The sequence below is a fragment of the Tolypothrix sp. PCC 7712 genome, assembly GCF_025860405.1.
Classification (GTDB): domain Bacteria; phylum Cyanobacteriota; class Cyanobacteriia; order Cyanobacteriales; family Nostocaceae; genus Aulosira; species Aulosira diplosiphon.
Genome location: NZ_CP063785.1, coordinates 3,822,995 through 3,844,453 on the forward strand (window position 1 = coordinate 3,822,995; position 21,459 = coordinate 3,844,453).

Below are 21,459 nucleotides of genomic sequence, written 5' to 3' on the forward strand. Positions count from 1 at the left end.
TGGAGTTTTTGGGCATGGGGAATAGGGCATAGGGCATAGCAAAGAGTTACCAATGCCCAATGCAATGTCCCAAGTCGGCGGGCGACTATCCCTCTCCAGCTACAAGGGGATGGAGTTTCCCGCCGACTTCTAATGACTGTCTAAAAATTAGCTACTGAGATTCCAAATAACTCGTTTTTAAGGTAAGGGGAGCAAGAGATTCAATTCCCCTTCTCCCTCAGGGAGAAGGGGTTAGGGGATGAGGGCGCGAGGTATTTGTACAACGCCCGCCCCATATCGCTTTTAGCTTAAGTTGACACTTAAGGGCACTGCCTTGCCCTTAGAATTATCTGTACCAACTTGTAATCTGCTGTATTACAATAACACTGCCTGTATAGGCGATCGCTCTTAATGGTCAAGGTTTAACCCTTAATGCTCAAGGTTTAACCCTTAATGCTCAAGGTTTAACCCTTAATGCTCAAGGTTTAACCCTTAATGCTCGAGGTTTAACCCTTAATGCTCGAGGTTTAACCCTTAATGCTCGAGGTTTAACCCTTAATGCTCGAGGTTTAAGCCTTAATGCTCAAGGTTTAAGGCTTAATGCTCGAGGTTTAAGGCTTAATGTTGTAAGAAAACTAAAGTAGACTCAAAATTTTGGGCATTACCCATTAGTGTCAACTTAACGTGAAACTCGCTCTTGTGCAAGGTTTCGCCCTCACCCCCAGCCCCTCTCCCACACGGAGAGGGGAGCAAGAGATTTAGTTCCCCTTCTCCTCGGGGAGAAGGGGTTAGGGGATGAGGGCGCGAGATATTTGTACAACGCCCGCCCTATATAGCTTTTAGCTTAAGTTGACACCACTGGGCATTACCTTGCCCCTACAATCTGTGGCATTCTTGTTTAAAGGATATCAGTAGGATGCGTTAGCAGCGAAAGTACGGCATCTCTTGTAACTCCTGATTTCTTTTTGGCAATTTGGCATCCACAGTATTTCAATTAGAGTTTCAATAGATAACAACAGAGAACGACAGAAAGAAGATTGTGTGACAAACACACCAAAAATCCATCCTTCTACTGTCGTAGGCCAGTTGTGAGAGTGCTGTAAACGCTACATCATAAACACAGCACTCTTGGCGGACGAGAACAACTGGCTAGAATTCCAACCACAATGCATAACAATACTTGTCGGTTAAGGGGAAAAAGGGGAATGGTTCAAGGGAAAGAAAAAACCTTTAACCCTTAACCTTTAACCTTTAACCTTTTCCCCAAAACCAATTTTGAATTCAAAACGCTATCCCTTGTAGTATTGCAACACATAAAATTTCAGTCAACTCAAAAATTTAGTCTACTTCTCATCAACAGATATTTTTCTTTACATTTATAACTCATGTCGTGGCTTTACTCATATTAAATTGCCATAGGCAATATTGTTTGAAAATGCTTGGTATTAAAGCTTTTGAATTAAAAATTTTCAATCTAAAATGCCAATTTGAAAGCCGAGGCTTTTATTACTTTATTCAAAGTTTTATGATTTTTATTTTCAAATGCGCTCCCAAGTGTCCTGAAAAATGACGAATTAAGAATTACGAAAGCCCAATATCATCTGGAATTGCAGCTTTAAATTGGCTGACAAATTGCCAAAAATCAATATTAGTACAGATAAATTTTCTTAACCTATTTATAGCTATTATTTATCCAATTACTATTAGCATTGAAACCTTAAATTTGCGTAAATTTTTGGGTTTATGACTGCCATACACAACCTAAAATGATTATTCACTGAATATCTCGGAATCTTAGAGGAATCTATCTGCCAGTAGGAGTTAGCAAGTGAATTGCCCTAATTGTCTATTTGAAAATCCAGATACAGCAAAGTTTTGTATGCAATGCGGTACTCGCCTTTCTAGAGAAACTTCTCAGCCAATCAAACAGCAATTAGGCAATCAAAAACAGGAGTATCCCCAATCCCCCCAAGCTGAACGTCGTCAAGTCTCTGTGATGTTTTGCGATTTAGTGGGTTCTACAGCACTATCCAAGCAAATCGATCCAGAAGATTTACGAGAGATCATCTTAGCTTATCGACAACTCAGCGCTGAGGCAATTCATCGCAACGGCGGCAGAATTGCTCAGAGTTACGGAGATGGGCTAATGGTATTCTTTGGGTATCCAGTAGCCTACGAAGATAATGCCCAACGAGCAATCCGCGCCGGTTTTGGCATTATCGCTGATATGGAGCAACTTAACGCTCGCTTGATGTCAGAAAAAAATATCAAACTAGATGTACGTATCGGTATCCACACAGGTAGAGCCGTATTAGGAGAAATGGGTAACGACGATACCCACGAACAAATGGCTATTATTGGCGATACCCCAAATATTGCTTCCAGAATCCAGACTGTAGCACCAGTTAATACAGTAGTTATCAGTGCTGCGACTTATAAAATTATTCAAGGTTATTTTGAGTGCCAATCTTTGGGATACCACACTCTCAAAGGTGTTCCGCAACCAATGGAAGTGTATGGGGCGCAACAGGAAAAAGATGTGCACAACCGTTTAGAAGCGGCTACAGGCTGTCTGACTGCTTATGTTGGCAGAGAACAAGAACTAGAAACCCTAGTTAATTTGTGGCAGCAGGTACAGTCTGGTAACGGGCAAGTGGTATTAATTACTGGCGAAGCGGGGATAGGTAAATCCCGCCTAGTGCAGGTGTTTAAAAAGCAAATTGCCAAAGATGACTATGTATTACGCGAATGCTATTGTTCTCCTTATTACCAAAATAGCGCGCTCTATCCTGTCATTGATTTGCTAGAAAGACAGATGCATTTGGCGAGCAAAGATTCCCCAGAAATTAAGCTGGCAAAGCTAGAGCAGTTATTACATAAGTATGAATGTCAGATAGAGTTGGTAGTACCACTGTTAGCTCATCTGCTATCAATTCCTTTAGATGAACGTTACCCAGCACTGAATTTATCTGCTCAGGTACAGAAGCAGAAAATTTTAGAATCTCTGTTAACTATGGTGATGGCACTTGCTGCCCAACAGTCATATTTATTAATTTTTGAAGACTTGCACTGGGTTGATCCTTCTACCATAGAACTGCTAAACCTCATCGCCAAGCAAGTATCGCGATCGCGTGTGTTGTTACTGTGTACAGCTAGGCCAGGATTTAACTTTTTAAATTCTAATTATGAGTATTTTAGCCAGATTATCATCAAACAATTATCAGAATCACAAACAAAGCTGCTGATCCAGCAGATAACAGGTGACCAAGTTGTACCAGAGTCAGTAATCAAGCTCATGGTGGCAAAAAGCGATCGCATCCCTTTATTTATTGAAGAAATGGCCAAAATGGCTCTGGAATCGAGATGGCTAGGACAGGGAGAGGGTACTGATGATGTGACTATTCCTGATACTATCCAAGACTTGCTGATGGCCAAATTGGATCGCTTAGGCACAGCTAAAGAAGTAGCACAAATCGCTGCCATTATTGGGCGGAAGTTTAGCTATGAGGTGCTGAGAGCTGTTTCACCTCTAGATACAGCAACGCTGAATAGCTCGCTGACTCAGTTAGTCAATGCCAATTTGCTGATTGTAGTGAATGTGCAAGCATCCTATGTATTCAAACACTCTCTGATTCACGATGCAGCCTATGAGTCATTGCTGAAAAGCACCCGCAAAAATTATCACCAGAAACTTGTACAAGTTTTAGAGGAGCAGTTCCCAGAAGTTGTCGAGACAGAACCAGAACTGTTGGCTTATCACTACACAAAAGCAGAATTGAAAGAACAAGCCATTCATTACTGGCAACTAGCTGGTCAAAAAGCAGTTGCATCTTCAGCCAATCTGGAAGCCATAGAGCATCTGCATAAGGGATTGGAATTGCTATTGACTATGTCATTTACCCCAGAACGGAATCAGCAAGAATTAGCTTTCCAGACTACCTTGGGTACAGCTTTAGTCGCCACTAAAGGTTATGCGGCTTTAGAAGTAGAACTTGCTTACAAACGCAGTGAAGAACTCTGCGAACAGATTGGGGAAACACCTAAATTATTTTGGGTACTGAGGGGATTATGGGCGATGTCTGCGGGGCAAGCCAGGTATCAGACTTCGCTAGAATATGGGCAGAGGCTGATGAGCATCGCCATAGCCCAGCAAGACCGAAGTTTAGAACTGGAGTCTCATTTTACTTTAGGACTAGACTTATTCTGGCTAGGAGAATTTGCCAATTCTCGAGAACACTTTGAGCAAGGAATTGCCCTTTACGAACCACAGCTGCATCACTCCCACGCATTTATTACTGGCCAAGATGTTGGAGTTGCCAGTTTAGCTGTTGACTCTTGGAATGTCTGGTTGTTAGGCTTCCCAGAAGCAGCTATGGGGTACAGCGAAAAAGCGATCGCTCTGGCAAAGCAGCTATCTCATCCCTACAGTTTAACCCAAGCTCAAGCCTGCGCTTGTTGGCTTCATCAATTCCTCGGGGAAGCAGCAGTTGTGGTGCAGCTAGCAGATGCAGTGATTACCTTAGCTCAAGAACAGAGTTTTCCTTTTTGGCTGGGGTGGGGACATATCTTAAGGGGTTGGGCGATCGCTCATTTAGGCGAAGCACAGGAGGGAATTGATCAGATATGCAAAGGATTAACTACTTTCCAAAGTACAGGCACACAAGGCTGGCTACCGTATTTTCTAGCGCTGCTATCTGAGGCCTATGGAAAATTAGGGCAAGTGGAAGAAGCGCTTGTAGTTGTGGCTAAAGCACTGAGTGAAGTGCAGAAAACAGGAGAATGTTTCTGGGAAGCGGAGTTATATCGCATTAAGGGAGAGCATTTAAGAGTGCAACTACAGCAAACAAAGGCTCAAGCACAAGAAGCTGCAGTAGAAGAATGTTTCCTGCAATCTCTCGATATTTCCCGCCGTCAGGGTGCCAAGTCATTAGAACTCAAGGCAACAATTAGTTTGGCGCGTTTATGGCAGCAACAAGGTAAGAATGAAGCAGCACGACAAATACTTTCTCAGATTTACGGCAGTTTTTCTGAGGGATTTGAAACTAAAGACTTGAAGGAGGCTTTAGTCTTGCTTGCAGAACTGTAATATCTGTGAAGGTGGGGAAGGGGGAAGGGGGAAGGGGGAAGGGGGAATGGGGAATGGGGAATGGGGAATGGGGAATGGGGAATGAGAAATAAAAATACAGTTACCCATCTGTCACATTCTTTTTTCAAATTGGTATACTTTTCTCCAGTAAATAAGCACAAAAAAAGCTTGTTTTATGACAAGCTGTTTAATGTTTTGTCAATCGCAAAAATTAGCGTGTTCCTTCTGCCTTCTGCCCTCTGCCTCCTGCCTTCTTCAACAGTAGTCATGGTTTTTGATGATTTACGCTTACTTATTTCTAAGTTTGCTGTCAGATTCAGAAACTTCATCTGGCTTATGGACTACTGAAAAAGTTGTAGAAAAGATTTAGCAAGGTAACTTTTCTAAGTTAGCCAGAATATATCGATTAACTTTGATATAACCTGAATCCACATGAGTAAAATGGGCACTCAACATGGGATATGCTTGCGGCATGGCATGGAATGGAATTGATGGATATAAATGATGGACTGCATGAAGCGGCATATTCCACATTAAAAACTGCACAGGCCAAAGTGTAAAGGTGATGCGTGTATTGGTGAGCAGGTTAGCGTCAAGGGTGCAGCCTGTATGTTCTCCTAATAAAATAAAACGCAGCAGCGGTTGACCGACAATTAACGGTAGCAGCCAATACATGAAAAACCAAGGTTTACCGATTGCAATTGAAACTGCGATCGCACCTGCATAAACTGCTAATTGTAATCTGGTAGAACGAATCACTTCAGCCTTTGCTGTATCTGAGATAAATGGGCAATTATCCAGGTTTCCCAGTGCTGCACGATAATGTCCTTGGATTTTATCTAACCACCAAGGTAAACCGCTAAGTACCAAGAAGTATTCACCCAGGTTACGCGGTGTCAGATCCGTTAATTCTGGATCTTTCCCAGGAACGCGAGTATAACGGTGATGCCATTTGTGATAACGGCGATAAAATGTGCTGTTGTAAAACGAGAGTACACCTGCAAACCAAGCAACAATATCATTTAAGCGATTGTTGGCAAAAGCGGTTCTATGTCCAGCTTCGTGCATCGGTGCAAACATACAAGCCAAACTAAAGCCATAGATGATCAATGCAGGTATGGCTAATGGCCAATTACCAAAGTTAGTAGCCCAAACATAGCCACTACATCCAATAATTGCTAAATGTCCTATTAGTTGTACTAACCCTTTAAAGTTAGAGCGTTCATTTAAAATGCTTAATTCTTCAACACTGAGGATTTGCTTTTGATGTTGTTCAGTTTTTTCATCCCATAATTCAGTTTGAGTAATCATCTCACTTGGCATAGTTAACACTCCACATCATCTTGTGTGATTCCAGTATTCTTTGTTAGGGCTTAGGCAAAAACAGCAAGCAAGCTCTACAATTAAGTGTTGTCCTGTAGATGCAAGGCTATAATTTAATACATTATTCACCAATTAGGTGTAAAGCATTGTAGGGAAAATTAACTGGGCTTTTAGTTACATAGCGCACAGATTTTTAGATAATATTTACCTAAGCCAAAGTCAAGGCGATCGCAGCCATTGAACGGTATTTCCATCAAAAAATTCAGCTACATCGGTAGAGAAGTGTGTTTTTGTTTCTCTGCGTCCTCTGTGGTTAAATAATTTTTAAACCGCAGAGACGAAGAGAACACGGAGAAAAGAGGTTCTTGTTCCTAGTGTTTCAGCTTGTAAATTCTGTGGCACTATGTTGCATACATTACTGATAAATTTAATGTAGAAAGGATGACAAGACAGTTCAGCAAAGCGAAACAGCTGCGGCGATGGGTACTTGGTTTGATGGCGTTAATTTGTGCGATCGCTCTGACAAATTGCATGACACCTCATCCCAAACTACCATTGCTAAGGATTGGTACAAATATGTGGCCGGGATATGAAACCCTGTATTTAGCGCGTCATCTGGGTTACTACAAAGATACACCCATTCGCTTGGTTGATTATCCATCGGGAACAGAGGAAGTCAGAGCATACCGCAACCACGAGATAGAAGGCGCGGGATTATCTATCGATCAAGCAATGCTACTGGCTGCAACTCAAAAAAATCTCCGCATTATTGCGGTGATGGATGTGTCTAATGGTGGGGATGTGATTCTGGGTAAACCAGAGATTGCTGACATCAAAGCTTTAAAGGGAAAGCGAGTTGGTGTGGAGTCTACAGCTTTAGGCGCTTTCTTTATCGCTAGGGCGCTGGAAAAAAATGGTTTATCCCCCAATGATGTAAAAATTGTATCCTTGGATTTTTCTCAGCATGAGCGAGCTTTTAACGAGGATAAAGTTGATGCAATTGTGACATTTGGGCCGCCACGCTTCAAATTACTGGCAGCAGGTGCCAAACTTTTATTTGATAGTAGTCAAATTCCCGGTGAAATTGTTGATACTCTAGTTGTCAGCGAAGATGCGATCGCTAATAACTCTGTGACAATTCAAACTCTGGTGAATGAAAGGTTCCGCGCCTTGGATTACTTGAACAAAAATCCGGAGGCTGCTGCGGCTTTAATCGCCCCACGCACCGGAGTGACTCCTCAGCAAATTCTTGATGCTTTTAAAGGGATGCACCAACCTCTCCTCGCACAAAATCAAAGATTGCTCAATCAAACCGATCCTTCTTTAGTTAATGGTATGAAAAGACTTGTCAAAGTAATGGTAGAACACAAATTAATTCCCACAGCAATTGATGCTGCTAGCATTCTTGATGATCGCTTTGTCAAAAACGCTAAACTCTAGAGTTGCTACATTCAAAGATTCAGGAAGTCTCAAAATAATCATCTTTTTGACCAAACACAGTCTCAAATTCTGACTTTTTTGTCCAAAGCATCTACCTATTATGAATGAAACAAACCCTTTTCTCTTTTTACCCTTTCCTCCTGTTCTCTTATTTCTCAAGATTCCCTAACATTCTCACTAAAGTTCTGTGCTTGTTATGAAACCCTTCCCCTTTCCCCTACGCTTTTCAATCCCTGCGGTTTTAATTGTGTTTGGCACAGTACTAGGGCTTTTTTCTTTAAATAGAGAAATTGCTGCAAGTAACCACAAAACTGAAGAAAACGCAACTCACTACGCGCAATCATTGGGAAGTCAAATTGCAAGCATATTAGATTACCTTTACAGGGGAGGGGATGTAGAACAGGCTGAAATTGTGATCAGTCAATTGGGAAGTAATCCGCGATTGCCTTTGATTTTAGTAGTTAACGAGCAGGATAGGATTCTGCTGTCAAATAATTATGAATTACGCAAACGTCTGGTAAAAGATACAGAAGCCGCGCCTAATTTATCGAGATTTGCGATCGTGCGCGAAAAAATGGCTGGAGAAGTCACGCTTTCTCCAGATAAGCGCTTTCTCAGAGTTATTTATCCTGTGCTTTTGCAAGCCCAAGCAGGAGAAATCCGCCCTTCCAGGGTGGGTGTTTTATTCATGGAATATGATTTGGTGAGCGAAAAGCAGCAAGCTTATGCAGATGCGGCGAGTCGAACTTTTGTTTCCAGCACAGTTTTAGCATTATTTTGTATTGGCTTATGGTTCTTTTTTTACCGTACCTTAACGCGCCGAGTTGATCATTTAGTTGCGGTAACTAATAGATTAGCTAATGGAGAATTAAGTGTTCGTGCAGATTTATCAGGTTCAGATGAACTGGCTCAAATCTCCATTGCTTTTGATCGTATGGCTGTGGGTATTCAGGAAAATACCAAAGCTTTGCGTCGCCAAAATGCTACTTTAAAGGCACAACAAGAATCAGCACTTGATGGGATTTTAATTATTGATGAAAACCGCAAAGTTGTTTCTTATAATCAACAATTTTGTCAGTTATGGAATATTACTCCTGAGATTGTAGAAAATGGCGATCGCCAAATTTTAGAATATACCCTTGCTAGTCTAGCTGATCCTGAAGAATTTGTAGAGAAAGTCGAGTATTTATATCAGCATCCAGAACTAGCTAGCCGTGATGAAATTACTTTTAAGGATGGGCGGATTTTTGATCGCTACTCTACCAGCGTGATTTCTCTTAGCGGTGAACTTTACGGCAGAATTTGGTATTTTCGCGATATTAGTAATATCAGGCAATCGGAAGCAGAAATTAAAAATGTGCAAAGATTTCTGACTTCGATTATCGAAAATATTCCCAACATGATTTTTGTTAAAGATGCCAAAGACTTAAAGTTTGTGCAAATAAATAGAGCAGGTGAGGAACTGTTAGGTTATTCCCGAGCAGATTTACTAGGTAAGAGCGATTATGATTTCTTCCTTAAAGAACAAGCTGATTTCTTTACTAGTAAAGATAGGGATATTTTGGCATCAGGTAGCGTTTTAGATATTCCCGAAGAACCAATTCAAACTAGAAATTACGGCACTAGAATTTTACATACTAAGAAGTTACCAATTTTTGATAATGCAGGTAACCCACAATATATCATGGGCATTGCGGAGGATATTACAGAGCGCAAACAGGCAGAAATTGAATTACAGCAGGCAAAAGAAGCCGCAGAAGCAGCGACTCAGGCTAAAAGTGATTTTTTGGCGAATATGAGCCACGAAATCCGCACGCCGATGAATGCGGTGATTGGGATGACAGGGATTTTATTAGATACAAACCTGACTCCAGAACAACAAGATGCTGTAGAGACAATTCGCTCTAGTGGAGAAATTTTACTATCTTTAATTAATGATATTTTAGATTTTTCTAAAATTGAATCAGGCAAATTGGAACTAGAAGCAGAACCTTTTGACTTGCTAAACTGCCTAAAAGAATCTATTGCTTTACTAGCTAATAGTGCCGCAGCTAAAGGATTAGAAATTAGCTATCATTTCGCCGCCGATGTACCTAAAATTATTGTGGGAGATGTAACTCGGCTACGTCAGATTTTGGTGAATTTGTTGAGTAATGCTATTAAGTTTACTGACAATGGTAGCGTCAATGTTACAGTTACAGCCCAAATCAGAGATTTACCAGTTGCTTCTGCTGATGTGCCTTATCAGCTAAATTTTGCAGTGCGCGATACTGGAATTGGCATTCCCCCAGAGAAACTGAATCGCTTATTTCAATCCTTCAGCCAAGTAGATTCTTCCACAACTCGCCGCTATGGTGGTACAGGTTTAGGATTAGCGATTAGCCGTCAACTTAGCGAAATGATGGGCGGTAAGATGTGGGTGGAAAGTCAGCAAACAGAGGGATCGACTTTTCATTTCACCATCGTCGCCCCTGTTGCTTCCTCTATCGCTACCACAGAAAATAATGGAAAATTAACTGCTACCCAACAAACTACACAACAAAATCAACTTAACCCTGCCAATTCTGAGTTTATAGAATCATCTCCTCTGAGAATTTTGCTAGCAGAAGATCATCCCGTGAATCAAAAGCTTGCAGTATTAATGCTGAAACAACTGGGATATCGCGCCGATGTTGTGAGTAACGGCGTAGAAGTTTTAGCGGCTGTGCAAAAGTTGCCTTATGACGTAATTTTAATGGATGTGCAGATGCCTGAAATGGGTGGGATCGAAGCCACTCAGGTAATTTGTTCTCAATATGCAGCCGACTCTCGCCCGCGAATTATCGCTATGACAGCCCGGGCGCTACAAGGCGACAAAGAAGAATGTCTCAAAGCTGGGATGGATGATTACATCAGCAAACCCATCCGTATAGAAGCACTAGCTCAAGCTTTACATCGATGTTTACCAATAGCAGTGAGTAATGGCGCGCCACCCACCCAAGTACATCAAAAGCAACCGCAAAAAGAGATTGCAGAAGTAGAATTAGCAATTATTAATGCCCAAGCTATACAAAAAATTCGACAAATTGCAGGTCAAGATTCAAGCTCATTTCTGGTAGAAATGATTGATTGCTATTTAGAAGATTCTCCCCAACTACTGCAACAAATGAAAACTGCCGTTGCTCAAGGAGATGCTAAGACTTTACATCGCCTAGCCCATAGCTGGAAATCAAGCAGCGATTATCTAGGAGCCACTAAGCTAGCAAATCTTTGCCGCGAACTAGAAGCGATCGCTTCTACCGGAGTCGCCAATGTTCATGACAAAATACAGCATTTAGAAACTGAGTTTGTGAAGGTTCAAGTAGCATTGCAGCAAGAGAGGGGAAAGTGTTTGAGGTAATGGGGTATGGGGCATGGGGCATGGGGCATTGGTAATGGGTAATTGGTAATTTGTTAGTTATTAAAGAAGCCAGAAGAATTGGGGGATTCTCCCCCAAACCCCCGATTGGGGGACGGTTGCGTCCCCCAAACCCCCTCCAAAATGATTGATCTGTTTTTTGTTGAGTAATACCAATTTCAGGACTTACGCAAGCAAAATTTGTCATTGCGACCGGAACGAAGTGTAGGGAAGCAATCCCAGAATCTCAGGCGATTACGTCGCTGCGCTCGTAATGAGGTAATTACGTGACTTTTGCGTAAGTCCTACAATTTGAAAAAAGAATGCGATAGCTTGTAGGGGCACGGCGTGCCGTGCCCTCTAGAATATATTGATGTGTCGCTGCATTTTCTTATTACCACCTCATCTCCCTCATCTCCCTCATCCCCCTCATCTCCTTCATCCCCCTCATCCCCCTCATCCCTTCAACTCTCCTAACTTCGGACTCCACCAACCTTTCTGGGTGCTGAAGTAGGCGATATCTTTGTGTTTTTTATCGTTGCGGGATTGGGGGTTGGAACAGCGTAGCATTTTCTTGTTCTGTCCATCTTTGACATAACTGTACTCTTCTAAGGGCTTGTGACATACTGGACAGGAGTATTTGGTAATTGCAGCCTTGGGTTTTTGGGGGCTGATTTCTTTGGTTTCCTTCGTTTCCTTCGCAGCTTGAGAACGGGGTGCTTCCCAACTTTTGCTATATTCGCTCCAAAACAGCACGATATTCTCACACCCACTGACGCATTTGAGGAAATATTTCTTTTTAACTTTACTACTGGGAATTTTGGCTAAATGATTCTTGCACTGTGGGCAACGAGTGCGGGAAGTTTCAAATTTGCGTTCGGTGACAGGATAATTTTTCACGCCAGTCGCCGCAGTCACGACGATGGTTTTGGCTTTGGCTAAAGCTGGTGCAAAATAATTCTCGTTCCATTTGGTGAGATATTGCTGCCACTGTTGTTTACCAGATGCGATCGCATCTAGGGCATCTTCCATTTTGGCGGTAAATTCGGTTTCTAATAAGTCGGGTAAGGCTTTCTGCAAAAAGGCATCGACTTCTAACCCCAAGGTGGTTGGCTGTAAACTATCTTTCGCTAACTGCACATAACCGCGTTTTTTCAGTGTGGCGATTGTGGGAGAATAGGTACTAGGACGACCAATGCCTTTACGCTCCATTAATTGCACTAATTTGGGTTCGCTGTAACGCGGTGGCGGTTGGGTTTGTTTCTTCTCATGTCCAGCATTTTCTAAAGTCAGCATTTGCCCTTGTTGTAAATTAGGCAAAATACTATCTTTACTCAGGTTAGGCCAGTAGCGCGCATAGCCTAAAAATTCCACAACTTGCCCTCTTGCTTGCCAGAGAATATCCCCAGATTGGGTAATTACTAGAGTTTTTCGCAGTTGTGCGGCTCGACATTGAGATGCGATCGCTCTTTTCCAAATTAAGACATACAAGTTAAACTCATCTTCGGTTAGTTCTAGGCGTAACTGCACAGAAGGGCGAAACACATCTGTCGGGCGAATCGCTTCATGGGCTTCCTGAGCAGTTTTATTACTGCGATGTTTGGTAGTTTTTTGGGGGACATTTTGCGGATCGTTTTGCTCCAACCACTTACGGGCGCTATCACAGAACTCCGGACTGAGCATCACTGAATCTGTTCGCATATAAGTAATTAGCCCAGCTTCATAGAGCTTTTGTGCTACCTGCATTGTCTTCTCTGGGGCAAAGCGCAACCGAGAACCGGCAGCTTGCTGTAAAGTAGAGGTGATAAATGGTGGTGGTGGTTGGCGGTTAACAATTTTGCCTTCAAATTGCACCACTTTGTGCGGATGGCGGCGCGCCTCTTCTACTAGGCGATTTGCTTCCGCTTCCGACAGCACACGGGTAGATTCTGGTGCTTGGGTGCTATTCACCGCCGCATCGTCATTCACTTCCCCTTCTTCCTTCGCTGCTTCCTTGGGCGCATTCACCATCCCTTTGTAAAAAGCGCGGAAGCCTTCAGCGTAATCTACCCACACACTCCAATAATCTTGCGGTACAAAAGTTTGAATTTCTCTCTCGCGCTGACAAATTAAGTGTAAGGTAGCACTTTGGACTCTCCCGACACTTTTCGCCCCATTATTCAACGCCCAAACTAAAGGACTACCCTTGTAACCTACCAGCTTATCTAAACAATCGCGGCACAATCCCGCCCCTACCAAATTTGTATCTAATTCTCTAGGATGTGCGATCGCAGTTCTGACTGCTGCTTCTGTAATTTCAGTGTACACCACCCGTTTTGGTTGCCTCAGTCCCAAAGCTTCCTTGAGATGCCAAGCAATGGTTTCCCCTTCTCTATCTGGATCTGTAGCTAAAACAACTTCCTGTACTTGCTTTACCGCCGCCTTTAACTGCTGAATCGTTTCCTTAGCCTGTTGATCCCGGGGGACATAGCGACACTGCACATGACTCCCTTCCATCGTAAAACCCAGAGAATCCTCACCCTCATTACTCAGTTCGCGAATGTGACCGCAACTAGCGCGTACAATCCACTCAGAACCCAGAATTTGACTGAGCTTTTTCACTTTACCCGGAGATTCAACCACCAGAAGGCGTTTAGGCATACCAGATGCAACCTAACAGAAGACTTCTTAGTTTTTTATAGTACACCTGTTTTGCACAAATTGCTTAGACAAGCCAGGTATCATACCAATTTGAAAAAAGAATGCGACAGATTGTAGGGGTACGACAGTGCCCATTGGTGTTAACTTAACGTGAAACCCGCTCTTGTGCAAGGTTTCGCCCTCACCCCCAGCCCCTCTCCCACAGGGAGAAGGGAGCAAGAGATTTAGTTCTCCTTCTCCAGGGGGAGAAGGGGTTAGGGGATGAGGGTGCGAGGTATTTGTACCACGCCCGCCCTATATCGCTTTTAGCTTAAGTTGACACGTATGGGACAGTGCCGTGCCCTCTAGAATATATTGATGTGTCACATTATTTGATTTGGTATTAAGTTCGTATTCAGAACATTAGTTCTGGATTTTCTCTACTGGATTGCTAGCTAGGAACCCTTGGCTAGATTGTATAGATCCTGAGAAAATATAAAAGATGACCAGTGTAGAGGTTTGTAAGAATCGTGGATAATATCAACCAGCTTTTGGTGCAAGCACAAGCAGCACATGATGCAGCTGATTGGTCATTGCTGATTCAATATCTACAACAGTTGATTCTCAAACAAGAGTCTACACATCCAGAAATATTGGAAAATCAAGAGCTTTTGCTGGATTTAACCATCTCAATTTTAGAAATGGGTGATTTTCAGCAACGCTGGGAGATTGCGAAGATTTTTCAGCATTTAGGAAAATTAGCTATTCCGCGATTAGTGAAAATTTTAGAAGATGAAGACGCAGACGAAGAAGTTCGCTGGTATGCAGTAAGGATATTAGGAGAACTTGAGCATCCAGAGGCGATCGCACCTTTAGTGCAATTATTAAAAACTAGCGATAGCCAAGAACTCAAGGAAATGGCAGCAAATGCACTGGGGAAAATGGATCGCCTTGCTAGTGCTGCACTTACCGAACTCTTGCTTGCAGAAGATACTAGACTTTTGGCAGTGCGATCGCTTTCCTATATCCGCAGCACAGAAACCATTCAGCCGCTTTTGAGTGTGGTAGAAGATCCACAACCTGCAGTTAGAACTGCAGCCATTGAAGCCCTCAGTAGCTTTCATAACGAACTTATTCCCCCTGTATTGGTGAAAGCTTTAGATGATTTCGCCGCCTCAGTCAGACATGCTGCTGTCCAAGGTTTAGGTTTTCGCCCTGAATTATGCGAAACATTAGATTTAGTAACGAAACTGCAACCTAGACTTTATGATTTAAACGAAAATGTGGCTTGTACAGCTGCAATTACCCTTGCTCGGATGGGTAGTGATCATGCGGCTCAATGCTTATTTGCAGCTTTAATATCACCAAGTATATCCATCAAACTGCAATTAGAAATTATTTGCGCCCTGAGCTGGTTAGGAACATCTGCAAGCTTGGCATATCTCCAACAAGCATTTAATCAAAGCACATCCGAAACAGTGTGGCAGGAAATTGTCACAGTTTTAGGGCGAGTACAACAGCCAGAGTTAATTCCAATAGCCACAGAAATTTTATTGGCAATACTGCAATCCAACCATCCTGCCACAGAACTTGCCAATATCAAAAATGCGATCGCCCTTTCTTTAGGACAACTAGGCTGCATCCAAGCGATTGAACCATTAATTTTACTCCTAGCAGATGCCGAACCATCGGTAAGACTACATACCATCGCCGCCCTCAAAAATCTCTCACCAGAAATCGCCCATCAACAATTACAAAAATTAGCCAACAACACCTCCCTCACCCCCGACTTACAGCAAGGAGTCGCGATCGCTTTGGCGGAATGGGGAAGATGAGGGAGTGTAGGAAGCTTCCTGAAAATACTATTTGCTTGACAAACAATCTTCGGTAAATAGGCGTGATACGCCAAACTCCGGTCTATGGAGTATCCCTCTAACAGCGATCGCTTACTCTAATCTATTTAACGAGGAGTATAATTTCCGTTAGGCATCACGACTGCATCTAAAGAACTTCCTTGAAAGTTTGCTCCCTGAAGATCAGCTTCCCTAAAAGTGGTTAAAGTTATTTTAGCTTTTATTAAATTAGCTCCAGATAACTTTGCTTGGAAAAAAGTGCTTTGGTATATCTCCGTCTCAGATAAATCAGCTTTAGAAAGGTCTGACCCTACTAAGTAGACTTGATTCAAAAAAGCTTTCCGAAGAATAGTTTCCCTAAGATTTGAATATGCCAAACCAACTCCTAATAATGTAGCTTCAGATAAATCAGCTTTCGATAGGTTCGCTTTTACTATTAGTGCCTGCGATAAATTAGCTTTCCGAAGAATAGCTCCTTGAAGTTTAGCTTCTTGAAGATTAGCACTTATAAGATTAGCTCCATCAAGTAATGCTCCCTGAAGATTAGCTCTGTAAAGATTAGCTCCTTGAAGTAATGCTCGATTAAGGTTAACTCTTTGAAGGTTCGCGCTTATTATCCATGCTTGCGATAAATTAGCTTCCCGAAGAATAGCTCCTTGAAGGTTAGCTCCTTCAAGATCAGCACCTATAAGAATAGCTCTCTCAAGGTTAGCTCCAGCTAAATTCGCTTGTGACAAATCACATCTAATACACGTTTTAGTACTTAATAACTTTTGTATATGTTGTGGATTAGCTCCAAATACTGGGATAGGAAATAAAAAACTAACACAGACAAAAAACTTCAAGTAAATTTTTTGCATAAAAATCGTTCGGGCTTGGGAGACTTAAAAGCTGCTACTGAATATTAGCATCAAGCAATTCATATCAATCCTAATTTAGTACTGCCATACCTTAATCTAGGTAAGAGTACTCCAAGTAAAAAAATGCTCAATTGTCATTGCGAATGGAGCAAAGCGGAATGTTCGCGTAGCGTTCCCGTAGGGTAGCAATCGCATAGACTCGCTCGTAGTTGCAAGATTTTGCGATTGCTTCTCTGCGAGACGCTACGCGAACGCTACACTCCATTTCGCTCGCAATGACAGGTTTTGGATCGTTTATTTTTTGGAACACTCTAATGCTTTTGTAGATTCGAGAAACGTAAAAGGAGGTATTAAGGATTTTAATCAAGTCTTGCGTATTAATCCTAACTATGCTGAAGGAAACTATAGCCAAGGTAATGCCCGTTTTCAGAATGAAAACTTAAAAGAGAGTTAGGAACTTGCAAAAGATATATAAATGTAATTCAGGCTACATAAAACATGCGACTAGAGCAGAATGGGTTAAATAATCTCATGCTAAATTTTTGCATGAAGAAAGCTAGATTTAGTTTGAGTTTTACTGTTTTTGTTACCCCTACATCAAGCCGTTGCTTCAGAACTTTTGAACTGTTTAATATTTTTTAATTCTGCTTCTTCTGCTAACAAAACATGGTAGAGTTCCCAATTTTGTTGGAGGTTTAACCAAAACTCTGAACTATTCCCAAAAAATTTAGCTAATCGTAATGCTGTACTAGGTGTAATACCCCGCTTTTGATTTACAATCTCGTTAATTCGCTGATAAGGAACATGTATTGCATCTGCAAGTTCTCGTTGTGATATTCCCATTTCTTCTAAGAAATCTTTCAATAATATTTCCCCAGGATGTGAGGGGGATCTATGCTTTGGAACTCTCATCTGTTACTAAATCCTAATGGTAGTCTACTATTTCAACTTCTGATACTCCTTCAGGTATCCATGTAAAGCAAATCCGGTATTGGTCATTAATCCGAATGCTATGCTGACCCTTGCGGTCACCTTTTAAAGCTTCTAACCTATTACCTGGAGGAACTTTCATATCATCCAAAGAGAACGCTGCATTGAGTTGATCTAATTTTCTCTGTGCAACTCCCCAACAATTTATGGGACACTGTTTTCGGGCTTCCTTTGAGTCATTACCATCAAAAATGTCTTCAGTTGCTTTGTTCTTAAATGATACTATCATAACTAGCATGATGACACGGTTATCATGCTAGCAGAAAAAAAGACTTGTAGCAAACTCTACCAAATTGTGGCGAAAGATCCAGTAAGTTAATAAGAGCTATAAATGTAATTCAGGCTACATAAAACATGCGGCTAGAGCAGTTGCAAGCCTTTTTAGCGATCGCGGAAACCGGCAGCTTTCAACAAGCTGCTAGAAAATGTGGTGTCACTCAATCGACAATTAGCCGACAAATCCAAGCCTTAGAAGCTGATTTGGGACTAGAGTTGTTTCACCGCACGACTCACGCCAAGCTAACATTGGGCGGTGAACGTTTACTACCCCGGGTGCGAAAAATTTGTCAGGAGTGGCAAACAGCAACAGAGGAATTAACCGATTTAATTGCAGGGAAGCAACCAGAATTGTGTATTGCAGCGATTCACTCGATGTGTGGATCGTATTTGCCACCAGTATTACAACAATTTTGTCGTGATTACCCAGAGGTGCAATTGCGGGTAACTTCTTTGGGTAGCGATCGCGCTTTAAAAGTCTTAAAAGATGGACTGGTGGATTTGGCGATCGTGATGAATAATCGCTTCTTAACTACTGGTCGGGAAATGGTGGTAGAAGTACTATATGAAGAACCCATTGAGGTATTAACTTCTGCCAAGCATCCCTTAGCCCAATATGAATATATTCCTTGGTCGGAGCTAATTCGTTACCCCCAAGTGGTTTTTAAAGATGGTTATGGGATGCAACGTTTAATCCAAGATAGATTTGAGCGTTTAGAAGCTACACTGCAAGCTGCTTTAGAGGTCAATACTTTAGATGCTTTCCGGGGAGTGGTGCGTCAAGGAGAACTGATAGCTTTGCTACCCCATTCCGCACTCATGGAAGCGCGGCTAGATCCCACCCTGGCAGTACGTCCTTTAGCCTGTAATAGTAACATTAATGCATCTGAGAGTTCGAGTTTGACACGCCGGGTAGTTATGGTTACCACTGGCGATCGCTTGCAAATTCCCCCAATCAACCATTTTTGGCAACTGGTGCGACAAAACATCCCACCGCAAATTAACCAACAGCGATCGGCTTCTTAAGGCTATGATGACTCAAAAGTCACAAATCTAAAGTCCAAGAATTGTTGACTGTTGACTGTTGACCCTTGACCTTTGAGTACCATGAGCAATTTATTTAGGCAATTATTAAAAAAGGTAGGCAGTGGAAATCACACAGGAGAGAATTTAACTCGTGCTGAAGCCGCCACAGCTACCAAAATGATGTTGCTAGGTGAAGCCACACCCGCCCAAATCGGGGCGTTTTTAATTGCTCATCGGATCAAGCGTCCCACGCCGGAAGAGTTAGCGGGAATGCTGGATGCCTACAATGAACTAGGGCCAAAACTGCAACCTATTGCGGCGGAGCGACCAGTAATAGTATTGGGCATACCCTATGATGGCAGAACGAGAACTGCACCCATTAGCCCGATCGTTGCTTTGCTATTAGCTGCTGTTGGTCAACCAGTGATCATGCACGGAGGCGATCGCCTACCGACTAAGTACGGACTTCCCCTGGTAGAAATTTGGCAGGGTTTAGGGGTAGATTGGACAAATTTACCACTAGCAAAAACCCAGCAAATTCTGGAGAAAACAGGAATCGGTTTTGTTTATGCTCCTAAGCATTTTCAACTAAATCAAAGTATTTGGGATTACCGCGACCAATTAGGCAAGCGCCCACCCTTGGCCACAATGGAGCTAATTTGGTGTCCTTATGTTGGGGATGTTCATATGATCCCTGGGTTTGTGCATCCGCCGACAGAAGCGCTGTTTCAGGAAACGCTAGCTTTACAAAATGTTACAAAATATACCTTAGTGAAGGGATTAGAAGGTAGTTGTGACTTACCACGCGATCGCACCGCAATTATCGGCTTATCTTCAAATACAGGAGTGCTAGAACGCTTACATCTTGCACCACGAGATTATGATTTTACTACCAAAAACGTCCCCCTAGAGACTACCGCCGAATTGCTCGCCCAGATGCAAGAAGTTTTAGCTGGTAAACCCACAGAGTTGATGCAAACAGCCTTATGGAATGGTGGATTTTACCTGTGGCGTAGTGGTATTTGTTCAGATATGCGATCTGGTATTGCCAAAGCCTCAGAATTATTAACCACTGGTGTAGTCACAGCCAAACTTCAAGAACTTACCCAATTAGTCAACAGCCAAGAAGAATCAACCCTCAAAGCTACCTAGGAGTGCTGAGTAATGAGTTGCAACAGACGCGATTCATTGCGTCTTTACAAGAGTGCTGAGTAAAAATCCCCGCCTCGACTTTCATAGATGGCGATGAATTTTCGTTATTGGGATTGCTCCCTCATCTCCCTCATCCCCTACTTACTCACAGATAAAACCATACCCTCACGAGCTAACAATGCTTTAGGGAAGCTAGACTTAACTTCAGATTGCACGTAATCAAGAAAATCATCATCATCATCTGGATGATAATGGGAGATAACTAAGCTCTTAGCACCAGCTTTGCTAGCTAAATCCACAGCAGTTTGCCACTGTAAACTAGAAGAATCATTATTGTGAGCAGTAGGGGGAGCATAGGTACTGTTAGCAATCAGCAAATCAACCCCTTGAATTAGCTGGAGAATTTTTTCTTGTTCTTCTTGCTCAGGATTTTTCGACAAATCTGTGACGTAAGCAACGCTAAAACTTTGCCAATTAACTCGATAGCCAACCGAACGCTGGTGTTTATTAATTAATGCTGTGTTAATCGTCAGTTCTCCTAGCTTTACCTCGCTACCAGGATTGATATTGTGGAAATGCAATTCTGACTGCATCACCTGTAACGGGTAGGGAAAGTGGGGTTGCAGCATTTGATCGCACAAACATTGCTTAATTGAGGCGCTATTTGAGGCGGCTGAACCGTAAATATGAAAGCGATTTTTAGCAACAAACGCAGGGCCAAAAAAAGGAAACCCTTGAATGCGATTGGACTGGGAATTAGTAAAAAATAGATAGGCTTCTAGAGGCTGTTCTAATTCTTGCCAAGTTTTACCCAGTAACCTTAAGCCAGTACCCCCATCAAAAATTAAATGTTTTGTGCCTACACGCATTGTTACACAAGCAGTATTTCCGCCATAGCGCGTAGTGTTGCTGCTGGGAGTAGCAACCAAACCTCTCACACCCCAGAATTGCACCGCAAATTCACTAGGTGCACTTGTAAGCGGAGTAGGTTGTTTCTCAGTTAAATGGCTTTGGGAAACCGACAGTTCAGTATTTGACATTTTCTTTGCAGTTTAGGCCTTACTGAGCAGGTCATCGTAGTGCCGTACTTCCAATGGTCGGTTGTTTTCGTCTACAATGACGACCGTAGGCGAGTAATTTTGTAACTCTTCTGTGGTGAACTGCCCGTAGGCCATTATAATCAGGCGATCGCCTATAATGCCTAGACGTGCGGCAGCCCCATTTAGCTCAATAATTCCGGAATAGGCTGGAGCAGGTATGGCATAGGTAATAAAACGCTCACCATTAGCACTATTCACGACTTGTACCTGTTCATAGGGTAAAATTCCAGATTTTTGCAACAGAATATTATCTATACTGATACTACCCACATAGTTGATATTGGCCCCTGTGAGGGTACAGTTGTGAATTTTTGCCAAAAGGAGAGTACGCTGCATTTGATTTAGGGGTGCGGTGGCAATATTGGCGTTTTGAGTCAGC

The 21,459-nt window shown here is 42.4% G+C and carries 14 protein-coding genes; 7 read left to right on the forward strand and 7 right to left on the reverse strand.

All coding sequences use genetic code 11. The features are described from left to right. The first annotated feature begins 1,807 nt into the window (after positions 1-1,807). Both HGR01_RS15830 and HGR01_RS15835 read left to right on the forward strand, forming a co-directional pair. Positions 1,808-5,065: an adenylate/guanylate cyclase domain-containing protein gene (locus HGR01_RS15830; protein WP_155539649.1), complete on the forward strand. Its 3,258-nt coding sequence runs from the start codon at positions 1,808-1,810 to the stop codon at positions 5,063-5,065. A 60-nt stretch (positions 5,066-5,125) separates the two neighbouring features. Continuing rightward, entirely contained in the window at positions 5,126-5,413 is a 288-nt protein-coding gene (locus tag HGR01_RS15835) for a hypothetical protein (protein ID WP_045874337.1), read from the forward strand. An 18-nt stretch (positions 5,414-5,431) separates the two neighbouring features. Here HGR01_RS15835 and HGR01_RS15840 read toward each other — a convergent pair whose 3' ends face one another. Continuing rightward, positions 5,432-6,388: a fatty acid desaturase family protein gene (locus HGR01_RS15840; RefSeq protein WP_045874336.1), complete on the reverse strand. Its 957-nt coding sequence runs from the start codon at positions 6,386-6,388 to the stop codon at positions 5,432-5,434. A gap of 441 nt (positions 6,389-6,829) precedes the next feature. On the opposite strand from HGR01_RS15840, the gene HGR01_RS15845 reads away from it, so the two are divergent. Together HGR01_RS15845 and HGR01_RS15850 are read left to right on the forward strand one after the other, a co-directional pair. Beyond that, a complete protein-coding gene (locus tag HGR01_RS15845) occupies positions 6,830-7,828 on the forward strand; it encodes an ABC transporter substrate-binding protein (protein WP_045874335.1) in 999 nt (332 codons plus the stop codon). A 196-nt stretch (positions 7,829-8,024) separates the two neighbouring features. Further along, complete coding sequence (locus HGR01_RS15850; RefSeq protein WP_052335444.1) at positions 8,025-11,207, forward strand: ATP-binding protein; 3,183 nt, start codon at positions 8,025-8,027, stop codon at positions 11,205-11,207. A 453-nt stretch (positions 11,208-11,660) separates the two neighbouring features. On the opposite strand, the gene topA is transcribed toward HGR01_RS15850, so the two are convergent. Next, positions 11,661-13,844 carry a type I DNA topoisomerase gene (gene topA / locus HGR01_RS15855; RefSeq protein ID WP_045874334.1) on the reverse strand — a complete coding sequence of 728 codons (2,184 nt, stop codon included), beginning with the start codon at positions 13,842-13,844 and terminating at the stop codon, positions 11,661-11,663. A gap of 509 nt (positions 13,845-14,353) precedes the next feature. Here topA and HGR01_RS15860 point away from each other — a divergent pair. After that, positions 14,354-15,658 carry a HEAT repeat domain-containing protein gene (locus tag HGR01_RS15860; RefSeq protein WP_194007890.1) on the forward strand — a complete coding sequence of 435 codons (1,305 nt, stop codon included), beginning with the start codon at positions 14,354-14,356 and terminating at the stop codon, positions 15,656-15,658. 125 nt (positions 15,659-15,783) lie between these two features. On the opposite strand, the gene HGR01_RS15865 is transcribed toward HGR01_RS15860, so the two are convergent. From HGR01_RS15865 to HGR01_RS15875, 3 genes are all read right to left on the reverse strand, one after another. Next, positions 15,784-16,536: a pentapeptide repeat-containing protein gene (locus HGR01_RS15865; protein ID WP_045871838.1), complete on the reverse strand. Its 753-nt coding sequence runs from the start codon at positions 16,534-16,536 to the stop codon at positions 15,784-15,786. 597 nt (positions 16,537-17,133) lie between these two features. Then, on the reverse strand, positions 17,134-17,448 hold the full coding sequence (locus HGR01_RS15870; protein WP_045871837.1) for a HigA family addiction module antitoxin: 315 nt from the start codon (positions 17,446-17,448) through the stop codon (positions 17,134-17,136). Between the two features lie 13 nt (positions 17,449-17,461). Then, positions 17,462-17,755, reverse strand: a complete 294-nt coding sequence (locus tag HGR01_RS15875; protein ID WP_045872112.1) for a type II toxin-antitoxin system RelE/ParE family toxin — start codon at positions 17,753-17,755, stop codon at positions 17,462-17,464. A gap of 125 nt (positions 17,756-17,880) precedes the next feature. Here HGR01_RS15875 and HGR01_RS15880 point away from each other — a divergent pair, with 125 nt between their 5' ends. Then, complete coding sequence (locus tag HGR01_RS15880) at positions 17,881-18,828, forward strand: LysR family transcriptional regulator (protein ID WP_045871836.1); 948 nt, start codon at positions 17,881-17,883, stop codon at positions 18,826-18,828. Between the two features lie 81 nt (positions 18,829-18,909). Beyond that, on the forward strand, positions 18,910-19,980 hold the full coding sequence (locus HGR01_RS15885) for an anthranilate phosphoribosyltransferase family protein (RefSeq protein ID WP_045871835.1): 1,071 nt from the start codon (positions 18,910-18,912) through the stop codon (positions 19,978-19,980). A 137-nt stretch (positions 19,981-20,117) separates the two neighbouring features. Here HGR01_RS15885 and HGR01_RS15890 read toward each other — a convergent pair whose 3' ends face one another. Beyond that, positions 20,118-21,020 carry an MBL fold metallo-hydrolase gene (locus HGR01_RS15890; RefSeq protein ID WP_045871834.1) on the reverse strand — a complete coding sequence of 301 codons (903 nt, stop codon included), beginning with the start codon at positions 21,018-21,020 and terminating at the stop codon, positions 20,118-20,120. A 12-nt stretch (positions 21,021-21,032) separates the two neighbouring features. Next, positions 21,033-21,416, reverse strand: a complete 384-nt coding sequence (gene panD, locus HGR01_RS15895) for an aspartate 1-decarboxylase (protein ID WP_045872111.1) — start codon at positions 21,414-21,416, stop codon at positions 21,033-21,035. Positions 21,417-21,459: the final 43 nt, after the last annotated feature.

Excerpts from the sequence above, each read along its gene's own strand:
- HGR01_RS15835 (WP_045874337.1), top strand. The coding sequence starts at position 5,126 with ATGGGGAATGGGGAATGGGGAATGAGAAATAAAAATACAGTTACCCAT.
- HGR01_RS15840 (WP_045874336.1), bottom strand. The coding sequence starts at position 6,388 with ATGCCAAGTGAGATGATTACTCAAACTGAATTATGGGATGAAAAAACT.
- HGR01_RS15845 (WP_045874335.1), top strand. The coding sequence starts at position 6,830 with ATGACAAGACAGTTCAGCAAAGCGAAACAGCTGCGGCGATGGGTACTT.
- HGR01_RS15850 (WP_052335444.1), top strand. The coding sequence starts at position 8,025 with ATGAAACCCTTCCCCTTTCCCCTACGCTTTTCAATCCCTGCGGTTTTA.
- topA (WP_045874334.1), bottom strand. The coding sequence starts at position 13,844 with ATGCCTAAACGCCTTCTGGTGGTTGAATCTCCGGGTAAAGTGAAAAAG.
- HGR01_RS15865 (WP_045871838.1), bottom strand. The coding sequence starts at position 16,536 with ATGCAAAAAATTTACTTGAAGTTTTTTGTCTGTGTTAGTTTTTTATTT.
- HGR01_RS15870 (WP_045871837.1), bottom strand. The coding sequence starts at position 17,448 with ATGAGAGTTCCAAAGCATAGATCCCCCTCACATCCTGGGGAAATATTA.
- HGR01_RS15875 (WP_045872112.1), bottom strand. The coding sequence starts at position 17,755 with ATGATAGTATCATTTAAGAACAAAGCAACTGAAGACATTTTTGATGGT.
- HGR01_RS15880 (WP_045871836.1), top strand. The coding sequence starts at position 17,881 with ATGCGGCTAGAGCAGTTGCAAGCCTTTTTAGCGATCGCGGAAACCGGC.
- HGR01_RS15885 (WP_045871835.1), top strand. The coding sequence starts at position 18,910 with ATGAGCAATTTATTTAGGCAATTATTAAAAAAGGTAGGCAGTGGAAAT.
- HGR01_RS15890 (WP_045871834.1), bottom strand. The coding sequence starts at position 21,020 with ATGTCAAATACTGAACTGTCGGTTTCCCAAAGCCATTTAACTGAGAAA.
- panD (WP_045872111.1), bottom strand. The coding sequence starts at position 21,416 with ATGCAGCGTACTCTCCTTTTGGCAAAAATTCACAACTGTACCCTCACA.